The organism is Streptomyces sp. NPDC006368 (assembly GCF_040612535.1).
GTDB lineage: Bacteria > Actinomycetota > Actinomycetes > Streptomycetales > Streptomycetaceae > Streptomyces.
Genome location: NZ_JBEXQK010000031.1, coordinates 48930 through 69944 on the forward strand (window position 1 = coordinate 48930; position 21015 = coordinate 69944).

At 72.2% G+C, this 21015-nt stretch carries 21 protein-coding genes and 1 riboswitch; of the genes, 15 read left to right on the forward strand and 6 right to left on the reverse strand.

Features of this window, described 5'->3' with window-relative positions; all coding sequences use genetic code 11:
- Positions 1 to 17 precede the first annotated feature (17 nt).
- From ABZZ38_RS21695 to ABZZ38_RS21720, 6 genes are all read left to right on the forward strand, one after another.
- Positions 18 to 326, forward strand: coding sequence for a DUF2469 domain-containing protein (locus ABZZ38_RS21695; RefSeq protein ID WP_056791138.1), 309 nt, complete (start codon positions 18 to 20; stop codon positions 324 to 326).
- A gap of 132 nt (positions 327 to 458) precedes the next feature.
- On the forward strand, positions 459 to 821 hold the full coding sequence (locus tag ABZZ38_RS21700; RefSeq protein ID WP_356742351.1) for a YraN family protein: 363 nt from the start codon (positions 459 to 461) through the stop codon (positions 819 to 821).
- Positions 821 to 2434 (forward strand): YifB family Mg chelatase-like AAA ATPase, encoded by a 1614-nt coding sequence (locus tag ABZZ38_RS21705; RefSeq protein WP_356742355.1) that lies wholly within the window; start codon positions 821 to 823, stop codon positions 2432 to 2434. The genes ABZZ38_RS21700 and ABZZ38_RS21705 overlap by 1 nt, the downstream gene beginning before the upstream one ends.
- A gap of 49 nt (positions 2435 to 2483) precedes the next feature.
- Entirely contained in the window at positions 2484 to 3653 is a 1170-nt protein-coding gene (gene dprA, locus ABZZ38_RS21710) for a DNA-processing protein DprA (protein ID WP_356742358.1), read from the forward strand.
- 265 nt (positions 3654 to 3918) lie between these two features.
- Positions 3919 to 4761, forward strand: a complete 843-nt coding sequence (gene whiG / locus ABZZ38_RS21715) for an RNA polymerase sigma factor WhiG (protein WP_356742362.1) — start codon at positions 3919 to 3921, stop codon at positions 4759 to 4761.
- Between the two features lie 53 nt (positions 4762 to 4814).
- Positions 4815 to 5378, forward strand: a complete 564-nt coding sequence (locus ABZZ38_RS21720; protein ID WP_356742422.1) for a helix-turn-helix domain-containing protein — start codon at positions 4815 to 4817, stop codon at positions 5376 to 5378.
- Positions 5379 to 5445: 67 nt separating this feature from the next.
- On the opposite strand, the gene ABZZ38_RS21725 is transcribed toward ABZZ38_RS21720, so the two are convergent.
- A complete protein-coding gene (locus ABZZ38_RS21725) occupies positions 5446 to 6216 on the reverse strand; it encodes a M23 family metallopeptidase (protein ID WP_356742365.1) in 771 nt (256 codons plus the stop codon).
- Between the two features lie 242 nt (positions 6217 to 6458).
- Between ABZZ38_RS21725 and rpsB the strand changes: the two genes are divergently transcribed.
- The 9 genes from rpsB (at position 6459) to ABZZ38_RS21770 (ending at position 16444) form a co-directional block, all read left to right on the forward strand.
- Positions 6459 to 7382 (forward strand): 30S ribosomal protein S2, encoded by a 924-nt coding sequence (gene rpsB / locus ABZZ38_RS21730; protein WP_356742367.1) that lies wholly within the window; start codon positions 6459 to 6461, stop codon positions 7380 to 7382.
- 99 nt (positions 7383 to 7481) lie between these two features.
- Positions 7482 to 8318: a translation elongation factor Ts gene (gene tsf, locus ABZZ38_RS21735; RefSeq protein ID WP_356742370.1), complete on the forward strand. Its 837-nt coding sequence runs from the start codon at positions 7482 to 7484 to the stop codon at positions 8316 to 8318.
- Positions 8319 to 8477: 159 nt separating this feature from the next.
- Entirely contained in the window at positions 8478 to 9242 is a 765-nt protein-coding gene (gene pyrH / locus ABZZ38_RS21740) for a UMP kinase (protein WP_356742373.1), read from the forward strand.
- Between the two features lie 126 nt (positions 9243 to 9368).
- Complete coding sequence (frr, locus tag ABZZ38_RS21745) at positions 9369 to 9926, forward strand: ribosome recycling factor (RefSeq protein WP_356742376.1); 558 nt, start codon at positions 9369 to 9371, stop codon at positions 9924 to 9926.
- Positions 9926 to 11077, forward strand: a complete 1152-nt coding sequence (locus ABZZ38_RS21750) for a phosphatidate cytidylyltransferase (protein ID WP_356742380.1) — start codon at positions 9926 to 9928, stop codon at positions 11075 to 11077. Before frr ends, ABZZ38_RS21750 begins: the two co-directional genes overlap by 1 nt.
- A gap of 261 nt (positions 11078 to 11338) precedes the next feature.
- A complete protein-coding gene (gene rlmN / locus ABZZ38_RS21755) occupies positions 11339 to 12451 on the forward strand; it encodes a 23S rRNA (adenine(2503)-C(2))-methyltransferase RlmN (protein WP_356742383.1) in 1113 nt (370 codons plus the stop codon).
- A gap of 29 nt (positions 12452 to 12480) precedes the next feature.
- A riboswitch (TPP riboswitch) is annotated at positions 12481 to 12606 on the forward strand.
- Positions 12607 to 12682: 76 nt separating this feature from the next.
- Positions 12683 to 13777 carry a thiamine ABC transporter substrate-binding protein gene (locus ABZZ38_RS21760; protein WP_356742386.1) on the forward strand — a complete coding sequence of 365 codons (1095 nt, stop codon included), beginning with the start codon at positions 12683 to 12685 and terminating at the stop codon, positions 13775 to 13777.
- A 35-nt stretch (positions 13778 to 13812) separates the two neighbouring features.
- Entirely contained in the window at positions 13813 to 15426 is a 1614-nt protein-coding gene (locus ABZZ38_RS21765; RefSeq protein ID WP_356742424.1) for an iron ABC transporter permease, read from the forward strand.
- Position 15427: 1 nt separating this feature from the next.
- On the forward strand, positions 15428 to 16444 hold the full coding sequence (locus ABZZ38_RS21770) for an ABC transporter ATP-binding protein (protein ID WP_356742388.1): 1017 nt from the start codon (positions 15428 to 15430) through the stop codon (positions 16442 to 16444).
- 6 nt (positions 16445 to 16450) lie between these two features.
- Here the strand turns inward: ABZZ38_RS21770 and ABZZ38_RS21775 are convergent, their stop codons facing one another.
- The 5 genes from ABZZ38_RS21775 to ABZZ38_RS21795 all read right to left on the reverse strand — a co-directional run bounded on the left by ABZZ38_RS21775 (position 16451) and on the right by ABZZ38_RS21795 (position 20983).
- Positions 16451 to 17674, reverse strand: a complete 1224-nt coding sequence (locus tag ABZZ38_RS21775) for a HAMP domain-containing sensor histidine kinase (protein ID WP_356742391.1) — start codon at positions 17672 to 17674, stop codon at positions 16451 to 16453.
- A 39-nt stretch (positions 17675 to 17713) separates the two neighbouring features.
- On the reverse strand, positions 17714 to 18625 hold the full coding sequence (locus ABZZ38_RS21780) for a hypothetical protein (RefSeq protein WP_356742396.1): 912 nt from the start codon (positions 18623 to 18625) through the stop codon (positions 17714 to 17716).
- A gap of 104 nt (positions 18626 to 18729) precedes the next feature.
- Entirely contained in the window at positions 18730 to 18984 is a 255-nt protein-coding gene (locus ABZZ38_RS21785; RefSeq protein ID WP_356742426.1) for a hypothetical protein, read from the reverse strand.
- A gap of 85 nt (positions 18985 to 19069) precedes the next feature.
- The gene (locus ABZZ38_RS21790; RefSeq protein ID WP_356742400.1) at positions 19070 to 20185 is read right to left on the reverse strand and encodes a Rossmann fold nucleotide-binding protein; all 1116 of its coding nucleotides are present in this window, start codon (positions 20183 to 20185) and stop codon (positions 19070 to 19072) included.
- A gap of 162 nt (positions 20186 to 20347) precedes the next feature.
- Positions 20348 to 20983, reverse strand: a complete 636-nt coding sequence (locus ABZZ38_RS21795) for an HD domain-containing protein (RefSeq protein WP_356742405.1) — start codon at positions 20981 to 20983, stop codon at positions 20348 to 20350.
- Positions 20984 to 21015: the final 32 nt, after the last annotated feature.

A 21015-nucleotide genomic window follows, 5' to 3' on the forward strand; every position in this document is an offset into this window, starting at 1 on the left:
CTGAAGGGGAACATGCCATGAGCGCCGAGGACCTCGAGAAGTACGAGACCGAGATGGAGCTGAAGCTCTACCGGGAGTACCGCGATGTCGTCGGTCTGTTCAAATTCGTGATCGAGACCGAGCGCCGCTTCTACCTCACCAATGACTACGAGATGCAGGTGCACTCGGTGCAGGGTGAGGTCTTCTTCGAAGTGTCCATGGCGGACGCGTGGGTCTGGGACATGTACCGGCCGGCGCGGTTCGTCAAGCAGGTACGGGTGCTCACGTTCAAGGACGTGAACATCGAGGAGCTCAACAAGAGCGATCTGGAGCTGCCCGGCAGCTGATGCCCCGGGGCGCCCAGCGGTGAGCGCTTCACCGGTGTGGGTGACGGAGTTATCCCCAACCGGCCGGTTCTCCACCAAGATCCACTACCTCGGTGCCGATCCGTCACAGTCGGTGACGGAGGTGGTGCCGAGATGAACGCGACGGGGGCACTGGGGCAGTACGGCGAGAGGCTGGCGGTTCGCCGGCTCCGCCGGTCCGGAATGGACGTGCTCGCACGGAACTGGCGGTGCGGGCGGACCGGGGAGATCGACATCGTCGCCCGGGACGGCGACACGGTGGTCGTCTGCGAGGTCAAGACCCGCAGGGCCGGAGCCTTCGAACACCCGATGGCGGCGGTCACGCCCGCCAAGGCCGACCGGCTCAGACGGCTCGGCGCGTGCTGGCTGGAGAGGCATGGCGGACCACCGCCCGGCGGCGTGCGCATCGACCTGGTCGGGGTGCTACTGCCCCGGCGCGGCGCGCCCGTCGTGGAGCACGTGCGGGGGGTGGCCTGATGGGGTTCGCACGGACGTGTTCGGTGGCGCTGGTCGGCGTCGAGGGCGTGGTCGTCGAGGTCCAGGCGGACCTGGAGCCGGGAGTGGCGGCGTTCACCCTGGTCGGGCTGCCGGACAAGAGCCTGTCGGAGAGCCGCGACCGGGTACGGGCCGCCATGGTCAACTCCGGCGCGGAGTGGCCGCAGAAGAAGCTCACGGTGGGGCTCAGCCCCGCCTCCGTACCGAAGAGCGGTTCGGGTTTCGATCTCGCCGTCGCGTGCGCGGTGCTGGGCGCCGCCGAGCGGATCGACCCCCGGTCCATCGCCGATCTCGTCCTCATCGGCGAGCTCGGTCTCGACGGCCGGGTCCGGCCCGTGCGGGGCGTCCTGCCGGCCGTGCTCGCCGCCGCCGAGGCGGGCTACCAGCAGGTGGTCGTGCCGGAGCGGAGCGCCGCCGAGGCCACCCTGGTCCCGGGCGTGTCCGTGCTCGGCGTACGGAGCCTGCGGCAGCTCATCGCCGTGCTCGCGGACGAGCCGGTGCCGGACGAGGAGCCGGACGAGGAGGGGCGCCCCGACGCCATGCTGGCCGGACTGCTGGTGCCCGGCGCCGGGGTGGGCACCGGGCTCGCCCCCGATCCGGGTGACGGCCCCGACCTCGCGGACGTCGCCGGACAGCGGGGAGCCCGGGTCGCGCTGGAGGCCGCGGCGGCCGGGGGCCACCACCTCCTGCTCTCGGGCCCGCCGGGCGCGGGCAAGACCATGCTGGCCGAGCGGCTGCCGAGCGTCCTGCCGCCGCTGACCCGGCAGCAGTCCCTGGAGGTCACCGCCGTCCACTCGGTGGCGGGCATCCTGCCCCCGGGTGAGCCCCTGGTGCGCCGGCCGCCGTACTGCGCCCCGCACCACTCGGCGACGATGCAGTCCCTCGTGGGCGGCGGCAACGGCCTGCCGAGACCCGGCGCCGTCTCGCTGGCGCACCGGGGCGTCCTCTTCATGGACGAGGCTCCCGAGTTCTCCGGCAAGGCGCTGGACGCCCTGCGCCAGCCGCTGGAGTCGGGACACGTGGTGGTGGCGCGCAGCGCGGGGGTCGTGCGGCTGCCCGCGCGGTTCCTGATGGTGCTGGCCGCCAATCCGTGCCCCTGCGGGCGCCACACCCTGCACGGTGCGGGCTGCGAGTGTCCACCCTCCGTGATCCGCCGCTACCAGTCGCGGCTGTCGGGCCCGCTCCTCGACCGCGTCGACCTGCGCGTGCGGGTCGAGCCGGTCTCCCGCGCCGATCTGATGGGCCACGGCGGTCGCGGGGAGACCACGGCGGCGGTGACCGCCCGTGTGCTCGAAGCCCGCGACCGGGCCGCCGCCCGCTTGCGGGGCACCCCGTGGACCGTCAACGGCGAAGTGCCCGGCCACGAGCTGCGCACCCGCTGGCGCGTCGCCCCCGGCGCGCTCGACGTGGCCGAGCGGGACGTCGAGCGGGGCCTGCTCACGGCGCGCGGGCTGGACCGGGTGCTGCGGGTGGCCTGGTCCCTCGCCGACCTCGCGGGCCGGGACCGGCCCCACGCCGGCGACGTCGGCCTGGCGCTGGAGCTGCGCACCGGGATCTCCCGCGGGGCGCCGGTGGAAGCCGGAGCGGCACCATGAGCCGCCGTACAGGCGGGGACGAGGGCCTGGACATGAGCGGGGGTGCGCCATGGCCGGGGGTGTGAGCGAGCCCGAGCGGCTGGCGCGGGCCGCGCTGACCCGGATCGTCGAACCGGGGGACGAGCACGGCGGACGCTGGCTGCGGGAGCTGGGACCCGTGGAACTGTTCCGGCGGCTGACCTCCCACCCCTACGTGGAGGGCTCGCTGCCCGGGGCGAGCGAGCGCCGGATCGAGGGCATGCGGGGACGCGCGGCGGTCGTCACGCCCGAGCGGGACCTGGCGGCCGTGGACGCGGTCGGCGGGCGGTTCGTCGTGCCGGGTGACCCCGAGTGGCCGAGCCAGCTCGACGACCTCGGCGACGCCCGGCCCGTAGGGCTCTGGGTGCGCGGCCACGCCGATCTGCGCCGATGGGCGCTGCGTTCGGTCGCCGTGGTCGGCGCGCGGGCGTGCACGCCGTACGGCGCCCATGTGGCCGCGACCCTCGCCTCGGGACTCGCCGAGCGCGGCTGGGTCGTCGTCTCCGGTGCGGCCTTCGGCGTCGACGGCGCCGCGCACCGGGGCGCGCTGGCCGTCGGCGGGGCCACCGTCGCCGTCCTCGCCTGCGGGGTCGACGTCGCCTACCCGCGCGGGCACGCCGGGTTGATCGGGCGCATCGCGCAACAGGGGCTCTTGGTCGGGGAGTTGCCCCCCGGCAGTCATCCCACGCCCAGCCGGTTCGTCCTCCGCAACCGGGTCATCGCGGCCCTCACCCGCGGCACGGTCGTCATCGAGGCCGAGTACCGCAGCGGGTCACTGGTCACGGCCCGCTGCGCGCGACGGCTCGGCCGGTACACGATGGGCGTACCCGGGCCGGTCACCAGCGGGCTCTCGGCCGGCGTGCACGAACTGCTGCGCGGCGAGGCTGTCCTGGTCACCGACGCCGCCGAAGTCGCCGAACTCGTCGGGGACATCGGGGATCTCGCCCCCGCCCGGCGCGGGCCCGTCCTGCCCCGCGACCTGCTCGACCCGGTCAGCAAACGGGTGCTCGAAGCCCTCCCCGCGCGTGGGACGGCCGTCACCGGGCCGGACGTCGCGCGCGGCGCGGGCACCGGCGTTGACGAGGCGGTCGGCAGACTGTACGAACTCCACTCTCTCGGATTCGTCGAACGCCGCGGTGACGGCTGGGAGTTGACGAAGTGGGCGATACACCGCCCGAACGCCCGGCGAGGCGGTACTTGACCTGCAGCATTCGGGTGAAAAGGTGATCCCGATGACCTTCGCAGTGCTCCCCGTGCCGCCCGAAGGGCCGGCGTACGCGCCGCCGGCTCCACCGGTCCCATTCGAAGATGCGGCCGCATTCCAGGACGCGGTCGACGGCACGCCCTCGCGCGAAGGCATGAAGCAGCCTCCTTAGCTCACTGCGACCGTCCAGTCACGCTACGCTCACCACATTTACCTCCTCCGCTATCCGTCCCAGCTCACCCAGAACGGCCCAAGGCGACGCATGCCCCAGCCCCAGCACACCTCCGGGTCCGACCGCGCAGCGGTGCCCCCCGCTGCGCGGGGTGCCGTGCGGCCGCCCGCGCCCTCGTCCCTCGACGAGTTGTGGCGGTCGTACAAGGACACGGGCGACGAGCGGCTGCGGGAGCAGTTGATCCTGCACTACTCGCCCCTGGTGAAGTACGTGGCCGGCCGGGTCAGCGTCGGGCTGCCGTCCAACGTGGAGCAGGCGGACTTCTTCTCGTCCGGAGTCTTCGGACTGATCGACGCGATCGAGAAGTTCGACATCGGCCGCTCGATCAAGTTCGAGACGTACGCGATCACCCGTATTCGCGGCGCGATGATCGACGAACTCCGGGCGCTGGACTGGATTCCCCGCTCCGTGCGGCAGAAGGCGCGTGCCGTGGAGCGCGCGTACGCCACGCTGGAGGCGAAGCTCCGCCGCACGCCGTCGGAGGGCGAGGTCGCCGCGGAGATGGGCGTCTCCGTGGAGGACCTGCACGCGGTTTTCAGCCAGCTGTCCCTGGCGAACGTCGTCGCCCTGGAGGAGCTGCTGCACGCCGGCGGTGAGGGCGGCGACCGGCTCAGCCTCATGGACACGCTGGAGGACACCGCCGCGGACGACCCCGTCGAGGTCGCCGAGGACCGCGAGCTCAGACGGCTGCTCGCCCGGGCGATCAACACGCTGCCCGAACGTGAGAAGACCGTTGTCACGCTCTACTACTACGAGGGGCTGACCCTCGCCGAGATCGGCAATGTGCTCGGGGTCACCGAGAGCCGTGTCAGCCAGATCCACACCAAGTCCGTCCTGCAACTGAGGGCAAAGCTCGCCGACGTAGGACGCTGATGTCGAACGAGCGGCCGTAAAGTGGAGCCGTGCCCAGGATTCGAGCGGCTTCCGTGGCCGAGCACCGGACCATGCAGCGCGGCGCCCTGCTGGACGCCGCGCGTTCTCTGTTGTCCGAGGGCGGGACGGAGGCGCTGACCTTCCCCGCGCTCGCCGAGCGGACCGGCCTGGCCAGGTCCTCCGTGTACGAGTACTTCCGCTCGCGCGCCGCCGTGGTGGAGGAGCTGTGCGCGGTGGACTTCCCCGTGTGGGCGGCGGAGGTCGGGGCGGCGATGGAGCGCGCGGACACCCCTGAGGGCAAGGTCGAGGCGTACGTACGCAAGCAGCTGGAGCTCGTCGGCGACCGGCGCCACCGCGCGGTCGTGGCCATTTCGGCCGGTGAGCTGGACGACGGCGCCCGCGAGAAGATCCGCGCGGCGCACGGCGGGCTCATCGCCATGATCGTCGAGGCGCTCGCGGAACTGGGCCGGCCGCAGCCGCGCCTGACGGCCATGCTGCTCCAGGGCGTGGTCGACGCCGCGGTCCGCCGTATCGAACTCGGCGCGGCGGAGGACCCCGCGTCCATCGCCGAGACGGCGGTCTCCATGGCCCTCCACGGCGTCCACGGCACCCCCTGAGTCCTTCCGGTCCTTCCCGTCCGCACCCACTCCGGTCCCGGCGCCCGGTCCCGCCGCCCGGTCCGCCCTACCCGGGCGGCAAGGGCAGCAGGCGGGACGGTGGGCGGTGCAGGAGATGCGGCGGGAGGAGCGACAGCGGGTTCAGGTAGGTGTCTCCATGGCGGAGGCTCCAGTGCAGGCACGTCGGCGCGCAGTGGGGCCGCGCGGTGGTCAGCCGGGCCACCACCTGGCCCGCCGTGACCCGGGCGCCCGTGCGGACCAGGGGCTGGACCGGCTCGTAGGAGGTGCGCAGGGGCGTCCCCGGGGTCGCGTGGGCGATCGTCAGGACGCCGCGGCCCGCCACCGGGCCGGCGAAGGAGACCGTGCCCGAGGCCGCCGCCCGTACCGGGGCACCGGGCGCGGCACCGAGGTCCACGCCGCGGTGACCCGGCCCGTACGGCGAGGCCGGAGGCTCCCAGCCACGGACGACCGTCGGCCGCGGCGGGCCCACGGGCCAGGTGGCGGCGACGTCGGGCAGATAGGCCTCGGAGGCCCGGGAGGCCCCGGTGGCCCCGAAAGCCGTGGTGGCCCGGAAGTACCCCGAGGCCGCCGTGCCCCCGGTAGCCCCCGTGGCCCCGGAGGCCCGGGAGGCCCAGGTGGCCCGGGAGGCCCCGGAGGTCGCCGTCCCCAAGGGGGCCTCGAAAGCCCCGATGGCCACTGGAGTCCCGGAAGCAGCCAGGTCCCGGGAAGCCCCCGGAGCCCTGGAAGCGGCCGGGTTCGTGGAGGCCGTCCCGGACGCCACGGGACCGGACAGGGTGCCGAGGGCCGCCAGGAGCAGGGTCAACATGAGTGTCCGCATGGGACCACTCTCGGTGCGCGGGCGTCCCGGCGCTCGGGCCTGTGGACGGCGGGGGCGTTGTGGACAACGCCGTCACCCGTCACTGCCAAGGTCCCGTACACTTCTTCTGGCGACCCGGGTCACCGGGTCGACTTCGCACGCCCCGCCACCGCCCTCAAAAGTCGTGGCAGCGCTCTTCGGTCCTCCGTGGCAGCAGCGCGTCGGGGCGTCAGGACATAACCGAGAACCAAGGAGATACGGCCATGGCCGTCGTCACGATGCGGGAGCTGCTGGAGAGCGGCGTCCACTTCGGTCACCAGACCCGTCGCTGGAACCCGAAGATGAAGCGCTTCATCTTCACCGAGCGCAACGGCATCTACATCATCGACCTGCTCCAGTCGCTGTCGTACATCGACCGCGCCTACGAGTTCGTCAAGGAGACCGTCGCGCACGGCGGCTCCATCATGTTCGTGGGTACCAAGAAGCAGGCCCAGGAGGCCATCGCCGAGCAGGCGACGCGCGTCGGTATGCCGTACGTCAACCAGCGCTGGCTGGGCGGCATGCTCACCAACTTCTCCACCGTCTACAAGCGTCTGCAGCGCCTCAAGGAGCTCGAGCAGATCGACTTCGAGGACGTCGCGGCGTCCGGCCTGACGAAGAAGGAGCTCCTGGTCCTCTCGCGCGAGAAGGCCAAGCTGGAGAAGACCCTCGGCGGCATCCGCGAGATGCAGAAGGTGCCGAGCGCCGTCTGGATCGTCGACACCAAGAAGGAGCACATCGCCGTCGGTGAGGCGCGCAAGCTCCACATCCCGGTCGTCGCGATCCTCGACACCAACTGCGACCCCGACGAGGTCGACTACAAGATCCCGGGCAACGACGACGCGATCCGCTCCGTCACCCTGCTCACCCGCGTGATCGCCGACGCCGTCGCCGAGGGCCTCATCGCCCGCTCCGGCGCCGCGACCGGCGACCAGAAGCCGGGCGACAAGGCCGCCGGCGAGCCGCTGGCCGAGTGGGAGCGCGACCTGCTCGAGGGTGGCGAGAAGAAGGCGGAGTCCGACGAGGCCGCCGACAAGCCGGCCGAGGCCGCTGCCGAGGCCCCGGCCGAGGACGCCCCCGCCGCCGAGGCCCCCGCCGCCGAGGCTCCGGCTGCCGAGGCTCCGGCCGCGGACGCCGAGCAGGCCTGACCCTTTCAGGTTCGGATGACGGCGGGGGCCCACGAAGCTCCCGCCGTCCACCCGTAGATCTTCGTAGATCTTCCAGACTTCGAGAGAGATTCACAGATCATGGCGAACTACACCGCCGCTGACGTCAAGAAGCTCCGCGAGCTCACCGGCGCCGGCATGATGGACTGCAAGAAGGCGCTCGACGAGTCCGACGGCAACGTCGACAAGGCCGTCGAGGCCCTGCGCATCAAGGGCCAGAAGGGCGTCGCCAAGCGCGAGGGCCGCTCCGCCGAGAACGGCGCCGTCGTCTCCCTCATCGCCGACGACAACACCTCCGGTGTCCTCGTCGAGCTGAAGTGCGAGACGGACTTCGTCGCCAAGGGTGAGAAGTTCCAGAGCGTCGCCCAGGCCCTGGCCGAGCACGTCGCCAAGACCGCCCCGGCCGACATCGAGGCGCTGCTCGCCTCCGAGATCGAGCCCGGCAAGACCGTCCAGGCGTACGTCGACGAGGCCAACGCCAACCTCGGCGAGAAGATCGTCCTGGACCGCTTCGCGCAGTTCTCCGGCGGCTACGTCACCGCGTACATGCACCGGACCATGCCGGACCTGCCCCCGCAGATCGGTGTTCTCGTCGAGCTCGACAAGGAGAACGCCGAGATCGCCAAGGGTGTCGCGCAGCACATCGCCGCCTTCGCCCCGAAGTACCTCTCCCGCGAGGACGTTCCGGCCGAGGTCGTCGAGGCCGAGCGCCGCGTCGCCGAGGAGACCACGCGCGCCGAGGGCAAGCCCGAGGCCGCGCTGCCGAAGATCGTCGAGGGTCGCGTCAACGGCTTCTTCAAGGAGGCCACCCTCCTCGGCCAGCCGTACGCGCTCGACAACAAGAAGTCCGTCCAGCAGATCCTGGACGAGGCCGGTGTCACCCTGAAGCGCTTCAGCCGCATCAAGGTCGGCATCTGAGCCGGTACGCGATCGACAGGGCGGCCCGCTAGGGTTTCCCACGTGGACGTCGGCCGCGTGAGCGCCGGACGCCCGCAGATCTGACGAGGAGGCCATTGCCGCTAGGGACCACCAGTACCCCGGCAATGGCCTTCTTCGTATGTGCACGAGGAGATCTCCATGAATCAGGGCGCCGCACAGGGCGACGACATCCACGGCAAAAAGGCCGGCCGCTTCATGCTGAAGCTGTCCGGTGAGGCGTTCGCCGGCGGCGGCGGCCTCGGCGTCGACCCCGACGTCGTACACGCCATCGCACGCGAGATCGCCGCGGTCGTACGCGACGGCGCGGAGATCGCCGTAGTGATCGGCGGTGGCAATTTCTTCCGCGGGGCCGAGCTGCAGCAGCGCGGCATGGACCGGGCACGCTCCGACTACATGGGCATGCTCGGTACGGTCATGAACTGCCTCGCTCTCCAGGACTTCCTGGAGAAGGAGGGCATCGACTCGCGGGTCCAGACGGCCATCACCATGGGGCAGGTCGCCGAGCCCTACATCCCGCTCCGCGCCGTTCGCCACCTGGAGAAGGGCCGCGTCGTCATCTTCGGCGCCGGTATGGGCATGCCCTACTTCTCCACCGACACCACCGCCGCGCAGCGCGCCCTGGAGATCGACGCCGAGGCGCTGCTCATGGGCAAGAACGGCGTGGACGGCGTCTACGACTCCGACCCGAAGACCAACCCGGGCGCGGTGAAGTTCGACGCGCTGGAGTACGGCGAGGTGCTCTCCCGCGACCTCAAGGTCGCGGACGCCACCGCCATCACTCTCTGCCGCGACAACAACCTGCCGATCCTCGTCTTCGAACTGCTCGCCGCGGGCAATATCGCCCGCGCCGTGAAGGGTGAGAAGATCGGCACTCTCGTGAGCGACCAGGGCACCCGGACCTGACCGGCCCGACCGGACACGACCCGTCTCGTCCCCCGGTGCCCTGATCCGGGGATGGACAAAGCCCTGCCGGTCGGACACCGTGCAGAGCGTAAAGACGCGCCTACTCAAGACACGCAGGAGCAAGTGGTGATCGAAGAGACCCTCCTCGAAGCAGAGGAGAAGATGGAGAAGGCCGTCCTGGTCGCCAAGGAGGACTTCGCCGCGATCCGTACCGGTCGTGCGCACCCGGCCATGTTCAACAAGATCGTCGCCGACTACTACGGTGCGATCACGCCGATCAACCAGCTGGCGTCGTTCTCCGTGCCGGAGCCGCGCATGGCCGTGGTGACCCCGTTCGACAAGAGCGCGCTGCGCAACATCGAGCAGGCCATCCGCGACTCGGACCTCGGCGTCAACCCGAGCAACGACGGCAACATCATCCGGGTGGTGTTCCCCGAGCTGACCGAGGAGCGCCGCCGCGAGTACATCAAGGTCGCCAAGACCAAGGGCGAGGACGCCAAGATCTCGATCCGCTCCGTGCGCCGCAAGGCCAAGGAGACCATCGACAAGTTCGTCAAGGACGGCGAGGTCGGCGAGGACGAGGGCCGGCGTGCCGAGAAGGAGCTCGACGACACCACCGCGAAGTACGTCACGCAGGTGGACGAGCTGCTCAAGCACAAGGAAGCCGAGCTCCTCGAGGTCTGATGAACGACTCATCCTGGGGGACCCCGCCGAGAGGCGGTCACTGGGGTCCGCCCGACCAGGGGCTCGTTGCCGGGCACGCCCCGGCGACCCCGGCGGGTCCCGCATACGATGGGCGTGAGGCGCAGCAGACGCGGCCCATGCCCATCGTGCCGGACGTCCGGGACGCCCCGGACGCGCCCGGCGGATACCAGGACGACCACCGTGACCGGGGGACCGCTCCGCTGAGCGGTCCCCCGGTCCGTGACGAGATGCCGCAGGAGCCCATGCCCATCCCGCCGTCGGGAGCACCGCAGCCTCCGGAGCAGCCGGGCCCGCCGAACCGGCCGCAGCAGAAGAAGCGGGCCGGCCGGGACCTGCGGGCCGCCATAGGGGTCGGGGTCGGCCTCGGCGTGGTCATCCTCGCGTCGCTCTTCGTCGTCAAGGCCGTGTTCGTCGGCGTGATCGCGGTCGCGGTCGTCGTCGGACTGTGGGAGCTGACCTCCCGCCTCCAGGAGCGCAAGTCCATCAAGGTGCCGCTCGTGCCGCTCGCGGTCGGCGGCGCGGCGATGGTCGTGGCCGGTTACGTGCGGGGCGCGGAAGGCGCCTGGGTCGCCATGGCGCTCACCGCGCTGGCGGTGCTCGTCTGGCGCATGACCGAACCGCCCGAGGGCTACCTCAGGGACGTCACGGCGGGGCTTTTCGCCGCGTTCTACGTACCGTTCCTGGCGACGTTCGTGGCGCTGATGCTCACCGCGGACGACGGCCCGTGGCGGGTGCTCACCTTCCTCCTCCTGACGGTGGTCAGCGACACCGGCGCGTACGCGGTCGGCTGGCGCTTCGGCACGCACAAGCTGGCGCCGCGCATCAGCCCCGGCAAGACCCGCGAGGGGCTCCTGGGCGCGGTGACCTTCGCGATGGCGGCGGGCGCGCTGTGCATGGAGTTCGCGATCGACGGCGGCACCTGGTGGCAGGGCCTGCTGCTCGGCCTCGCGGTCGCGGCGAGCGCCACGCTCGGCGACCTCGGCGAATCCATGATCAAGCGCGACCTCGGCATCAAGGACATGGGCACGCTGCTCCCGGGCCACGGTGGCATCATGGACCGGCTCGACTCGCTGTTGCCGACGGCGCCGGTGGTGTGGTTGTTGCTGGTGGTCTTTGTCGGAGCGGGGTGACGGAGGGCCACGGTGCCAGGCGGCGGTAGCCGCGGATCGGCTCGGTATGGACCGGCTCGACTCGCTGTCGCCGACGGCGCCGGTGGTGTGGTTGTCGCTGGTGGTCTTCGTCGGAACAGGCTGAATCGGGATCCGGTTACCCTGGAAGGGCTCGTCGCGTCGAGGCGGCGGGCCCTTTCGGCCCCGCGCACCGCGGGGATCATCCGGTGAGGTCTCCCGGCTCAGGACCGCGGCCTCGTCTTTACTGAGGAGTACCAGGTCATGGCACGCCCCGTCCCGGGAGAACTGACATTCGTCGCGCCTCGCGGAGCCACGAAGCCCCCGCGTCACCTCGCCGATCTGACGCCCGCCGAGCGCAAGGAAGCCGTCGCCGCCATCGGCGAGAAGCCGTTCCGCGCCAAGCAGCTGTCCCAGCACTACTTCGCTCGGTACGCCCACGACCCGGCCCAGTGGACCGACATCCCCGCCGCGTCGCGCGAGAAGCTCGCCGCCGAGCTGCTGCCCGACCTGATGAGGGTCGTACGGCACATCTCGTGCGACGACGACACCACCCGCAAGACCCTGTGGCGGCTGCACGACGGCACGCTCGTCGAGTCGGTCCTCATGCGCTACCCGGACCGCGTGACGATGTGCATCTCGTCGCAGGCCGGCTGCGGTATGAACTGCCCCTTCTGCGCCACCGGCCAGGCCGGGCTCGACCGGAACCTGTCGACCGCCGAGATCGTGCACCAGATCGTCGACGGCATGCGGGCCCTGCGCGACGGCGAGGTCCCCGGGGGCCCGGCCCGCCTCTCCAACATCGTCTTCATGGGCATGGGCGAGCCGCTCGCGAACTACAAGCGGGTCGTCGGCGCCATTCGCCGCCTCACCGACCCCGAGCCCGACGGGCTCGGTCTCTCGCAGCGCGGCATCACCGTCTCCACCGTCGGCCTCGTCCCGGCCATGCTGCGCTTCGCCGACGAGGGCTTCAAGTGCCGCCTCGCCGTCTCGCTGCACGCCCCCGACGACGAGCTGCGCGACACCCTCGTCCCCGTCAACACGCGCTGGAAGGTCCGCGAGGTACTGGACGCCGCCTGGGAGTACGCCGAGAAGTCCGGCCGCCGCGTCTCCATCGAGTACGCGCTCATCCGCGACATCAACGACCAGGCCTGGCGCGGTGACCTGCTCGGCCGCCTCCTCAAGGGCAAGCGGGTACACGTCAACCTGATCCCGCTCAACCCGACCCCCGGGTCGAAGTGGACCGCGTCGCGCCCCGAGGACGAGAAGGCGTTCGTCGAGGCCATCGCCGCCCACGGCGTGCCCGTCACCGTCCGCGACACGCGCGGTCAGGAGATCGACGGCGCCTGTGGACAGCTCGCGGCGGCAGAGCGCTGACCTTGTAGTCTGGGCTCGAACACATCTGCATATTCCGACAGGGGAGCGCCACAGCGCTGAGAGTGCGGCACACGCTTGGGAACAAGCACGGCGGCTGCAGACCCTCTGAACCTCGCCCAGGTCATTCTGGGTAGGAAGTTCGGTCGTTACTCGAGCTGTTGCGCCCTGCCCACCCGCCCGACGGGTGGGCAGGGCCGCGTCTCTTCCTGGTCATACCCAGGAGGAATCTCAGTGAGCACCACCAAGAAGATCGCGGTCGGCACGCTGGCCGCCGCGCTGGGCGTCACCACGCTCACCGGCTGCGGCGGCGACTCGGACAAGGCGTCCGGCGACGGCGGTACGAAGTCGAAGACCGTGACCCTCGTCAGCCACGACTCCTTCAACGCCTCCCCGGCCGTCCTGAAGGAGTTCACCAAGCAGACCGGCTACACCGTCAAGGTCCTCAAGAGCGGCGACGCCGGCGAGGCCGTCAACAAGGCCGTCCTCACCAAGGGCGCCCCGCAGGGCGACGTCTTCTTCGGCGTCGACAACACCCTGCTCTCCCGCGCGCTCGACAACGGGCTCTTCGAACCGTACGAGGCGAAGGGCCTGGACCAGGTCCAGGACGCCGTGCAGCTCGACAAGGACAAGCACCGCGTCACCCCCGTGGACAGCGGCGACATCTGCGTCAACTACGACAAGAAGTACTTCGCCGACAAGAAGCTCGCGCCGCCGCAGACCTTCGACGACCTCGCCGAGCCCGCCTACAAGGACCTTCTCGTCGTCGAGAACCCGGAGCGGTCCTCGCCCGGCCTCGGCTTCCTGCTCGGTACGGCGGCCCAGTACGGCGACGGGGGCTGGCAGGACTACTGGAAGAAGCTGAAGGCCAACGGCGTCAAGGTCGTCGACAGCTGGGAGCTCGCCTACAACCAGGAGTTCTCCGGCTCCGCCGGCGGCAAGAAGGCCAAGGGCGACCGGCCGCTCGTCGTCTCCTACGCCTCCAGCCCGCCCGTCGAGGTGCTGTACGCCGACCCGCGGCCGGCCGAGGCGCCGACCGGGGTCTCCACCGGCACCTGCTTCCGGCAGACCGAGTTCGCCGGCCTGCTCACCGGCGCGAAGAACCCCGACGGCGGCAAGGCCCTCATCGACTTCCTGATCAGCGAGAAGTTCCAGGAGGACATGCCGCTGCAGATGTTCGTGAACCCGGTGATCAAGAACGCGACGCTGCCGGAGCTGTTCACCCGGCACGGCGCGACGGTCGACAAGCCGCACACCGTGGCCCCCGAGAAGATCGCCGAGAACCGTGACCAGTGGATCCAGTCGTGGTCCTCGCTCGTCCTGAAGTAAAGGACGTCAAGGGCGGGGCGCTGCGGGCGGGGCTCATGGCCCTGCCCGTGGTGTTCTTCGCCGTCTTCTTCGCCTACCCCGTCGCCGCGATCGTCGGGCGCGGCCTGAGGACGGACGGCGTTTGGCGGTTCGGGCGGCTCGGCGAGGTGCTGAGCCGCCCGGACATCCTGGACGTGCTGTGGTTCACCACCTGGCAGGCGTGCGCCTCGACGGCGCTGACCCTGCTGGTCGCGCTGCCCGGCGCGTACGTCCTCGCCCGCCTCGACTTCCCCGGCAAGCAGGTGCTGCGGGCCGTCGTCACCGTGCCGTTCGTGCTGCCGACCGTCGTCGTCGGAACCGCCTTCCTCGCGCTCGTCGGGCGCGGCGGGCTGCTCGACGAGCTGTGGGGCGTACGGCTGGACACCACCGTGTGGGCGATCCTCCTGGCCCACGTCTTCTTCAACTACGCCGTCGTCGTCCGCACGGTCGGCGGCCTGTGGGCGCAGCTCGACCCGCGGCAGGAGGAGGCGGCGCGGGTGCTGGGCGCCTCCCGGCTCGGGGCGTGGCGGCGCGTCACGCTGCCCGCGCTCGCCCCCGCCGTGGCCGCCGCCGCGCTGATGGTCTTCCTCTTCACGTACACCTCCTTCGGCATCGTCCAGATCCTCGGCGGGCCCGCGTACGCCACGCTGGAGGCGGAGATCTACCGGCAGACCGCGCAGCTGCTCGACCTGCCCACGGCGGCGGTGCTGACCCTGGTGCAGTTCGTGGCGGTGGGCGCGATCCTCGCGGTGCACACGCGGACGGTACGCGGACGGGAGACCGCGCTGAGGCTCGTGGACGCGGCGGGCACCGCCCGCAGGCCCCGGGGGGCCGGGCAGTGGGCGCTGCTCGGCGCCGTGCTGCTCACTGTGGCGCTGCTGCTCCTGCTGCCACTGGCGGTCCTCGTCGCACGGTCCTTCGGCGGGCCGGACGGGCTCACGTACTACCGGGCGCTCCAGGACGCCGGCGCGGGTGGCGGGACCTTCCTCGTACCGCCGGTGGAGGCCATCGGCAACTCGCTCCGGTACGCGCTCGCCGCGACCGCCATCGCGCTCGTGATCGGCGGGCTGGCGGCGGCCGCGGTGACCCGGCGGCGGGCCGGGCGGCTCGTACGCGGCTTCGACGCGCTGCTGATGCTGCCGCTGGGCGTGTCCGCCGTCACCGTCGGCTTCGGCTTCCTCATCACGCTGGACGAGCCGCCGCTGGATCTGCGCTCGTCGTGGATCCTGGTGCCGCTCGCCCAGGCGCTGGTCGGCGTCCCCTTCGTCGTACGGACCATGCTGCCCGTGCTGCGCGCGGTGGACGCGCGGCTGCGTGAGGCGGCGTCGGTGCTCGGCGCGTCGCCGTGGCGCGTGTGGCGCGAGGTGGACCTGCCGCTGGTGCGACGGGCGCTGCTGGTGGCCGCCGGGTTCGCCTTCGCCGTGTCCCTGGGGGAGTTCGGCGCCACCGTGTTCATCGCCCGGCCCGACAACCCGACGCTGCCGGTGGCCGTGGCGCGGCTCCTCGGCCGGCCCGGCGAGCTCAACTACGGCCAGGCCATGGCCCTGTCGACCATCCTGATGGTGGTGTGCGCGGTGGCGCTGCTGCTGCTCGAACGCATCCGTCCGACCGAACGCTCCGGAGAGTTCTGACATGCTGCGTCTTGACGGCGTGACCGTACGGTTCGGATCGCGCACCGCGCTCGACGCGGTGTCGCTGGACGTCGCCGACCACGAGATCGTGTGCGTGCTCGGCCCGAGCGGCAGCGGCAAGTCGACCCTGCTGCGGGTCGTCGCGGGTCTTGAGCCGGTGGACGCCGGGCGGGTGCTGCTCGGCGGCGCCGACCAGGCGGGCGTGCCCGTGCACCGGCGCGGCGTGGGGCTGATGTTCCAGGACCACCAGCTGTTCCCACAGCGGGACGTGGGCGGCAACGTCGCGTTCGGGCTGCGCATGCGGGGCGAGTCGCGGCGGGAACAGGCCGACCGGGTGCGGGAGTTGCTGGATCTCGTCGGGTTGCCGGGCGCCGAACGGCGCTCCGTGGCCGCCCTCTCCGGCGGTGAGCAGCAGCGCGTCGCCCTGGCCCGCGCGCTCGCCCCCAGCCCCCGGCTGCTCATGCTCGACGAGCCGCTCGGCCAGCTCGACCGGGGGCTGCGCGAACGGCTCGTGGGTGAACTGCGGCATCTGTTCGCACGGCTCGGTACGACGGTGCTCGCCGTCACGCACGACCAGGGCGAGGCGTTCGCGCTGGCCGACCGGGTCGTGGTCATGCGGGACGGGCGCGTCGAGCAGAGCGGCACCCCGCTGGACGTGTGGCAGCGACCGTCCTCCGAGTTCGTCGCCCGTTTCCTCGGCTTCGACAACGTGGCCGAGGCGACGGTGAGCGGCGACGCCGCCGCCACCGCGTGGGGCGAGGTCCCGGTACCCACCGGTACGCCGCAGGGCGCCGCGCGGCTGCTGGTGCGGCCCGCCGGGGTTCGGCTCGGAGACCCGGCCGAGGGGCTGCGGTGCACGGTCGACGGGCGTACGTTCCGGGGCCACCACGTCGCGGTACGGCTCCGCCCGGACGCCGGCCCGCTCCTGGAGGCGGAGTGCGCGCTGCGCGACGCGCCGGAGGAGGGGGCGGTGGTCGGGGTGACGTTCGCGGCCCACGAGGTGGTGGTGCTGGACTGACGGGCGTCAGCCCCCGGGAGGCTCGTCGGGCACGTTGCGCCGCGCGTCGTCCCGTACCGACGCCGACAGGTCCAGTACGGCGCAGGCACCGCCGCCTTCCGGGTTCGTGAACGTCAGCCGGGCGCCCAGCACCCGCGCCTGACCGGCGGCGATCGTCATTCCGAGGCCGAGCCCGGTGCCGACCGCGCCGGTCTGGAAGCGCCGGGGCCCGTGCGCCAGCAGGTGCTCGGGGAAGCCGGCGCCCCGGTCGCGGACCCGGACCGCGCCGCCCTCGACCTCCACCACGACCGGCGCGGAGCCGTGCCGCAGGGCGTTGCTGACCAGGTTCGCGAGGACCCGCTCCACCCGCCGCGCGTCGGTCTCCACCAGCGCGTCGGCAACGATGTCAAGGCGTACGTCCTGGCCCGTCTCGGCCGCCCGGATCGCACGCCGGGCGAGGCCCCCCAGCTCCACCAGCCGTACGTCGGCCTCCTCGCCGCCGTTGTCGAGGCGGGCGACCTCAAGGACGTCCTCCATCAAATCCCGCATCCGCGCGACCCGTTCCCTCACCATCGACTCGGCCCTGCCGTCCGGGAGCAGCCCGGCAGCGGCGACCAGCCCCGCGACGGGCGTGCGCAGCTCGTGCGCGATGTTCGCCGTCACCTGGCGCTCCGCGCGCAGCCGCTCCGCCAGCGCGTCCGCCATGGTGTTCACGGCCCGGGTGAGGGTGGTGATCTCGTCCCGCCCCGACTGGGGGAGCCGGGCCTCCAGGTCGCCGCCGGTGATCTGCTCGGCCCGCCGCGCCGACAGGCGCAGCCGCCGGCCCAGCCGGGTCGCGAGCAGCAGGCCGATGAGGGTGGCGACCGCCGTACCGACGGCGCCCGCCCGGAACATACCGGCCTGGAGCTCGTCCGACAGCGGGTCCTCGAACTGCTTGAGCGCAAGGAGGTCGTCACCGGCCCAGGTCGCCGCCCAGATCATGCGACGGTCACCGTACGCCTGCACATAGGTGGCGCGACGCCCCTGGCGGACGGTACGGCGCAGCTCGTCGGGCGCGTCGGACGGGTTGATCCGGAGCCCGAAGCGGGCCCGGCCGTCCTCCCGGTAGACCCGCTCGGCGACGATGAGCCGCTCCATCGCCTGGTCCCGGCCCCGGTCCTCCATCAACCGCGGCACCTGAACCCCCGTCACCAGAGCGGCGAGCGCGGCGGTCGCGGTGATCGTGGCACCTATCTTGAGCCGTAGCCCCATGTCTCATCTCCCCCTGCCGGGAGTCTACGAGGGGGCCGCTCAGCCGACGCGGGCGAGTTGCCGGGGCTCGTCCCCCACCGGCTCCGGCTCCCCTTCCGGCGCACCGAACCACGCCACCGCGACCGCGCCCGCCACCGCCAGCACGAAGCCCAGCACCGCCATCCACGCCAACCCGGGCCGTGACGCGTCCCCCAGCCACAGCACGCCGACCATGCCCGGCAGCACGGTCTCACCGACCACCAGCGCCGCGGTCGCCCCGTTCACCGAGCCGATCTGGAGCGCGACCGTGTGCAGGTACATCCCGCCGACCCCGGCCACGAGGATCGCGTACAGCGCCGGATCCGCCGACAGGGCGCGCGGGTCGAACGGGTCGACGCCGTTCAGCACGCGCACGCCGACTCCCAGCGCCCCGAACCCCAGACCGGACAGGAGGCCGGCCAGGATCGCCGCCCGCGCCCCCAGCAGCCGTACGACGACCGTGCCGCCCACCATCAGCAGCAGCGACACGGCCAGCAGCCACCAGTGCGTGGCGATCGGCGTGTGCCCGCTGCCTTCCGGACCCGCCGCCGTGGCCAGCAGCACCAGCGCCGAGCAGACGACGCCGATCGAGGTCCACTCGGCGCGGGTCAGCCGGATGCCGAGCAGCTTCACGCTCAGTACGGCGGTGATCACCAGGTTCGCGCTGATCACCGTCTGGGACAGGAACAGCGGCAGCGTCCGCGCGGCCAGCGCCCCCAGCCCGAAACCGACGAAATCCAGGATCGTACCGACGGCGAACTCCCAGGTCATCGCCGCTTTGGCGGTCGATGACAGGGACGGGCCGCCGTGCTGGGTGGTGAGCCCCGCGGCGGCCTCACGCCGGGCGGACTTGCGCGATCCGACAGCCTGCAGGACCGAGCCCGTGCCGTAGCAGATCGAGGCCGCGACGGCCGTCAACAGTCCTATGAGCACGTGGGCTCCGTTCGTCGGTCAGGTGGTTACCCCTGCCAGACGTGCGGACGGGCCCGGACGTTGCCTGCGGGGCCGGGCATTCGCGGACGCGCCACGGCTCGCCGTCACGCGCTCGCGGACGCACCGTTCCGGACGGTGCAGCCGGTGAGCGCGGCCCCGGTGACCCGGGGGTACGCGGGCGAGGCCACCGCACGGCGCGGGGTTCGGACGAGCACGTTCATGGCCCCGATCCGCGGGACGCGGGCGACTCGGGCGGCGCCCCCGACGCCGTACGGGACGGCGAGAGCGGCCACGTCGTCGACGGCCGCGACACCGCGGCGGTCACCGAGCGGCTCGTCCGGAGGCTGACGGACCGCCACACCGCCCGCGCCATGGGCGAGAAGGGCAGGGACCGGACACGTACGGAGTGGAGCTGGGGCCGCACCTACGTCACCCTCGCCGGGCCTACTGGGCGGCTAGCCGCAGCAGCGCCTCCGGGGCCTCCTCCACACTGTCGACGAGCGCGATGCGCGGCTCCATGGAGCGGCCCGCGGCGAGTGCCCGGAGCAGCGGCCAGGCGGGCAGGTGCTCCGTCCAGTGGGTGCGGTTGACCAGGACCATGGGGGTGGGTTCGCCGCGCGACTCGTAGTAGTTGGGCGTGGCGTTGTCGAAGACCTCCTGGACGGTGCCGGCCGCGCCGGGCAGGAAGACCACACCCGCGTCGCACCGGGCCAGCAGGCCGTCCTCGCGGGTGGCGTTCGCGAAGTACTTGGCGATGTGCGACGCGAAGGCGTTCGGCGGCTCATGGCCGTAGAACCAGGTCGGGATGCCGACCGAGCCGCCGCCCTCCGGCCAGCGGGAGCGCACCTCGAAGGCCGCCCGCGCCCAGTCGCCCACCGACGGGGCGAACGACGGCTCCTTGCCGAGCAGCAGCAGCGCCTCGTCCAGCATCGCGTCGTCGTGCGGCGCGGCGTACGCGCCCAGGTTGGCCGCCTCCATGGCACCGGGCCCGCCGCCCGTCGCGACGGTCAGCCCCGCGCGGGTCAGGCTCCGGCCGAGGCGGGCGGCACCGGCGTACGCGTCCGTGCCGCGCGCCATGGCGTGTCCGCCCATCACGCCGACCACGCGCGCGCCGTCGAGGTGCTCGTCCAGCGCGTCGGAGACCGCGTCGTCGTGCACGGCGCGCAGCATCGACCCGAAGATGTCACCGTCGGTCTTGGTCCGCTGGAACCAGGCGTACGTGAGGGCGTCCGGCGTCCCCTCGTACCCCTGCCGGGCGAGGCCGGCGAACAGCTCGTCGGGGGAGTAGAGCAGCCCCCGGTACGGGTCGAACGGCAGGTCCGGTACGGGCGGGAAGACGAGCGCCCCGTCGGCCCGCACCTTCGCCGCCGCGTCCGGCGGCATCGGGCAGCCGAGGAAGACGGCGCCCGTCGCCGGGAGGGCGAGCAGCGCGCTTGAACGTTCCGTCAGGTCGACGGACTGGAGGCGGTACCCGACGAGACTGCCGCGCGCGGCCACCTCGTCGAACTCCTGGAGCGTCTCGATCTCGCGGTCGTGGCCGTGCCGGGGTGTGTGCGCCATGCCCGCCACGATAGGCCCTGCGGAACGGCAGACCACGGGCGGTCGCCACCGACGGAAACACGGGCCGGCGGGCAGGCGCCGCTCGCGGTACGAGTCCGCCGACCGCGCCGACCGTGCCGACGTTCACGGTGAACCCGCGGGCGAGGCCCGGCGGGACGGTCCTCACTCCGGCCAGGCGGAGTCCAGGATGACGTCGACGAAGTCCTCCCGCTCGTAGCCCGGCGAGAAGCGTTCGAGCACGTCCGCCTTCACGGTGCCGAACGCCGTGTGCGGCCGGTGCGCGATGCCGTCCGTGAACGCGGCGAGGATCCGCCGCTTGAAGTCCGGACGCGGGTGCAGCGCGACGACCTCGTCGCGGGCCCGCGCGTCGATCTCGTCGAGGCCGATGCCGAGGACGTCGACCTCGACGCCCGCCGTCACGAGCGCCACCTCGGGCGCCATGCGCCACGGGATCTCGGGGGTGGTGTGCAGCGCGATGCCCTGCCACACGAGGTCGGCGGCGGCGGGCTCGATGCCGTGCCGGTGCAGGAACCGGCGCGCCTCGTCGGCGCCGTCGATCTCGAACCGCTGGTCGTCGCGGCGGTAGCGCTCGGTCAGCCCGAGGTCGTGGAAGAGCGCGCCGACGTACAGCAGCTCGGGGTCGGCCTTCAGACCGCGGGACAGTCCGCGCAGGGAGCCCCAGAAGAAGACCCGGCGCGAGTGGTGGAAGACGGTCGGCGAGGCCGCCTCCCGGACGAGCTCGGTGGCCTCGCGGGTCAGGCGGCTGTCGGGGACGGTGACGCCGGCGACGGCGGTCATGGATTCCTCCGGTGGTGTGGTGTGTGTGGTGG

Coding starts and splice junctions, on each gene's coding strand:
- ABZZ38_RS21695 (WP_056791138.1), top strand. CDS start 18: ATGAGCGCCGAGGACCTCGAGAAGTACGAGACCGAGATGGAGCTGAAG.
- ABZZ38_RS21700 (WP_356742351.1), top strand. CDS start 459: ATGAACGCGACGGGGGCACTGGGGCAGTACGGCGAGAGGCTGGCGGTT.
- ABZZ38_RS21705 (WP_356742355.1), top strand. CDS start 821: ATGGGGTTCGCACGGACGTGTTCGGTGGCGCTGGTCGGCGTCGAGGGC.
- dprA (WP_356742358.1), top strand. CDS start 2,484: ATGGCCGGGGGTGTGAGCGAGCCCGAGCGGCTGGCGCGGGCCGCGCTG.
- whiG (WP_356742362.1), top strand. CDS start 3,919: ATGCCCCAGCCCCAGCACACCTCCGGGTCCGACCGCGCAGCGGTGCCC.
- ABZZ38_RS21725 (WP_356742365.1), bottom strand. CDS start 6,216: ATGCGGACACTCATGTTGACCCTGCTCCTGGCGGCCCTCGGCACCCTG.
- rpsB (WP_356742367.1), top strand. CDS start 6,459: ATGGCCGTCGTCACGATGCGGGAGCTGCTGGAGAGCGGCGTCCACTTC.
- tsf (WP_356742370.1), top strand. CDS start 7,482: ATGGCGAACTACACCGCCGCTGACGTCAAGAAGCTCCGCGAGCTCACC.
- pyrH (WP_356742373.1), top strand. CDS start 8,478: ATGAATCAGGGCGCCGCACAGGGCGACGACATCCACGGCAAAAAGGCC.
- ABZZ38_RS21750 (WP_356742380.1), top strand. CDS start 9,926: ATGAACGACTCATCCTGGGGGACCCCGCCGAGAGGCGGTCACTGGGGT.
- rlmN (WP_356742383.1), top strand. CDS start 11,339: ATGGCACGCCCCGTCCCGGGAGAACTGACATTCGTCGCGCCTCGCGGA.
- ABZZ38_RS21765 (WP_356742424.1), top strand. CDS start 13,813: ATGGCCCTGCCCGTGGTGTTCTTCGCCGTCTTCTTCGCCTACCCCGTC.
- ABZZ38_RS21770 (WP_356742388.1), top strand. CDS start 15,428: ATGCTGCGTCTTGACGGCGTGACCGTACGGTTCGGATCGCGCACCGCG.
- ABZZ38_RS21775 (WP_356742391.1), bottom strand. CDS start 17,674: ATGGGGCTACGGCTCAAGATAGGTGCCACGATCACCGCGACCGCCGCG.
- ABZZ38_RS21790 (WP_356742400.1), bottom strand. CDS start 20,185: ATGGCGCACACACCCCGGCACGGCCACGACCGCGAGATCGAGACGCTC.
- ABZZ38_RS21795 (WP_356742405.1), bottom strand. CDS start 20,983: ATGACCGCCGTCGCCGGCGTCACCGTCCCCGACAGCCGCCTGACCCGC.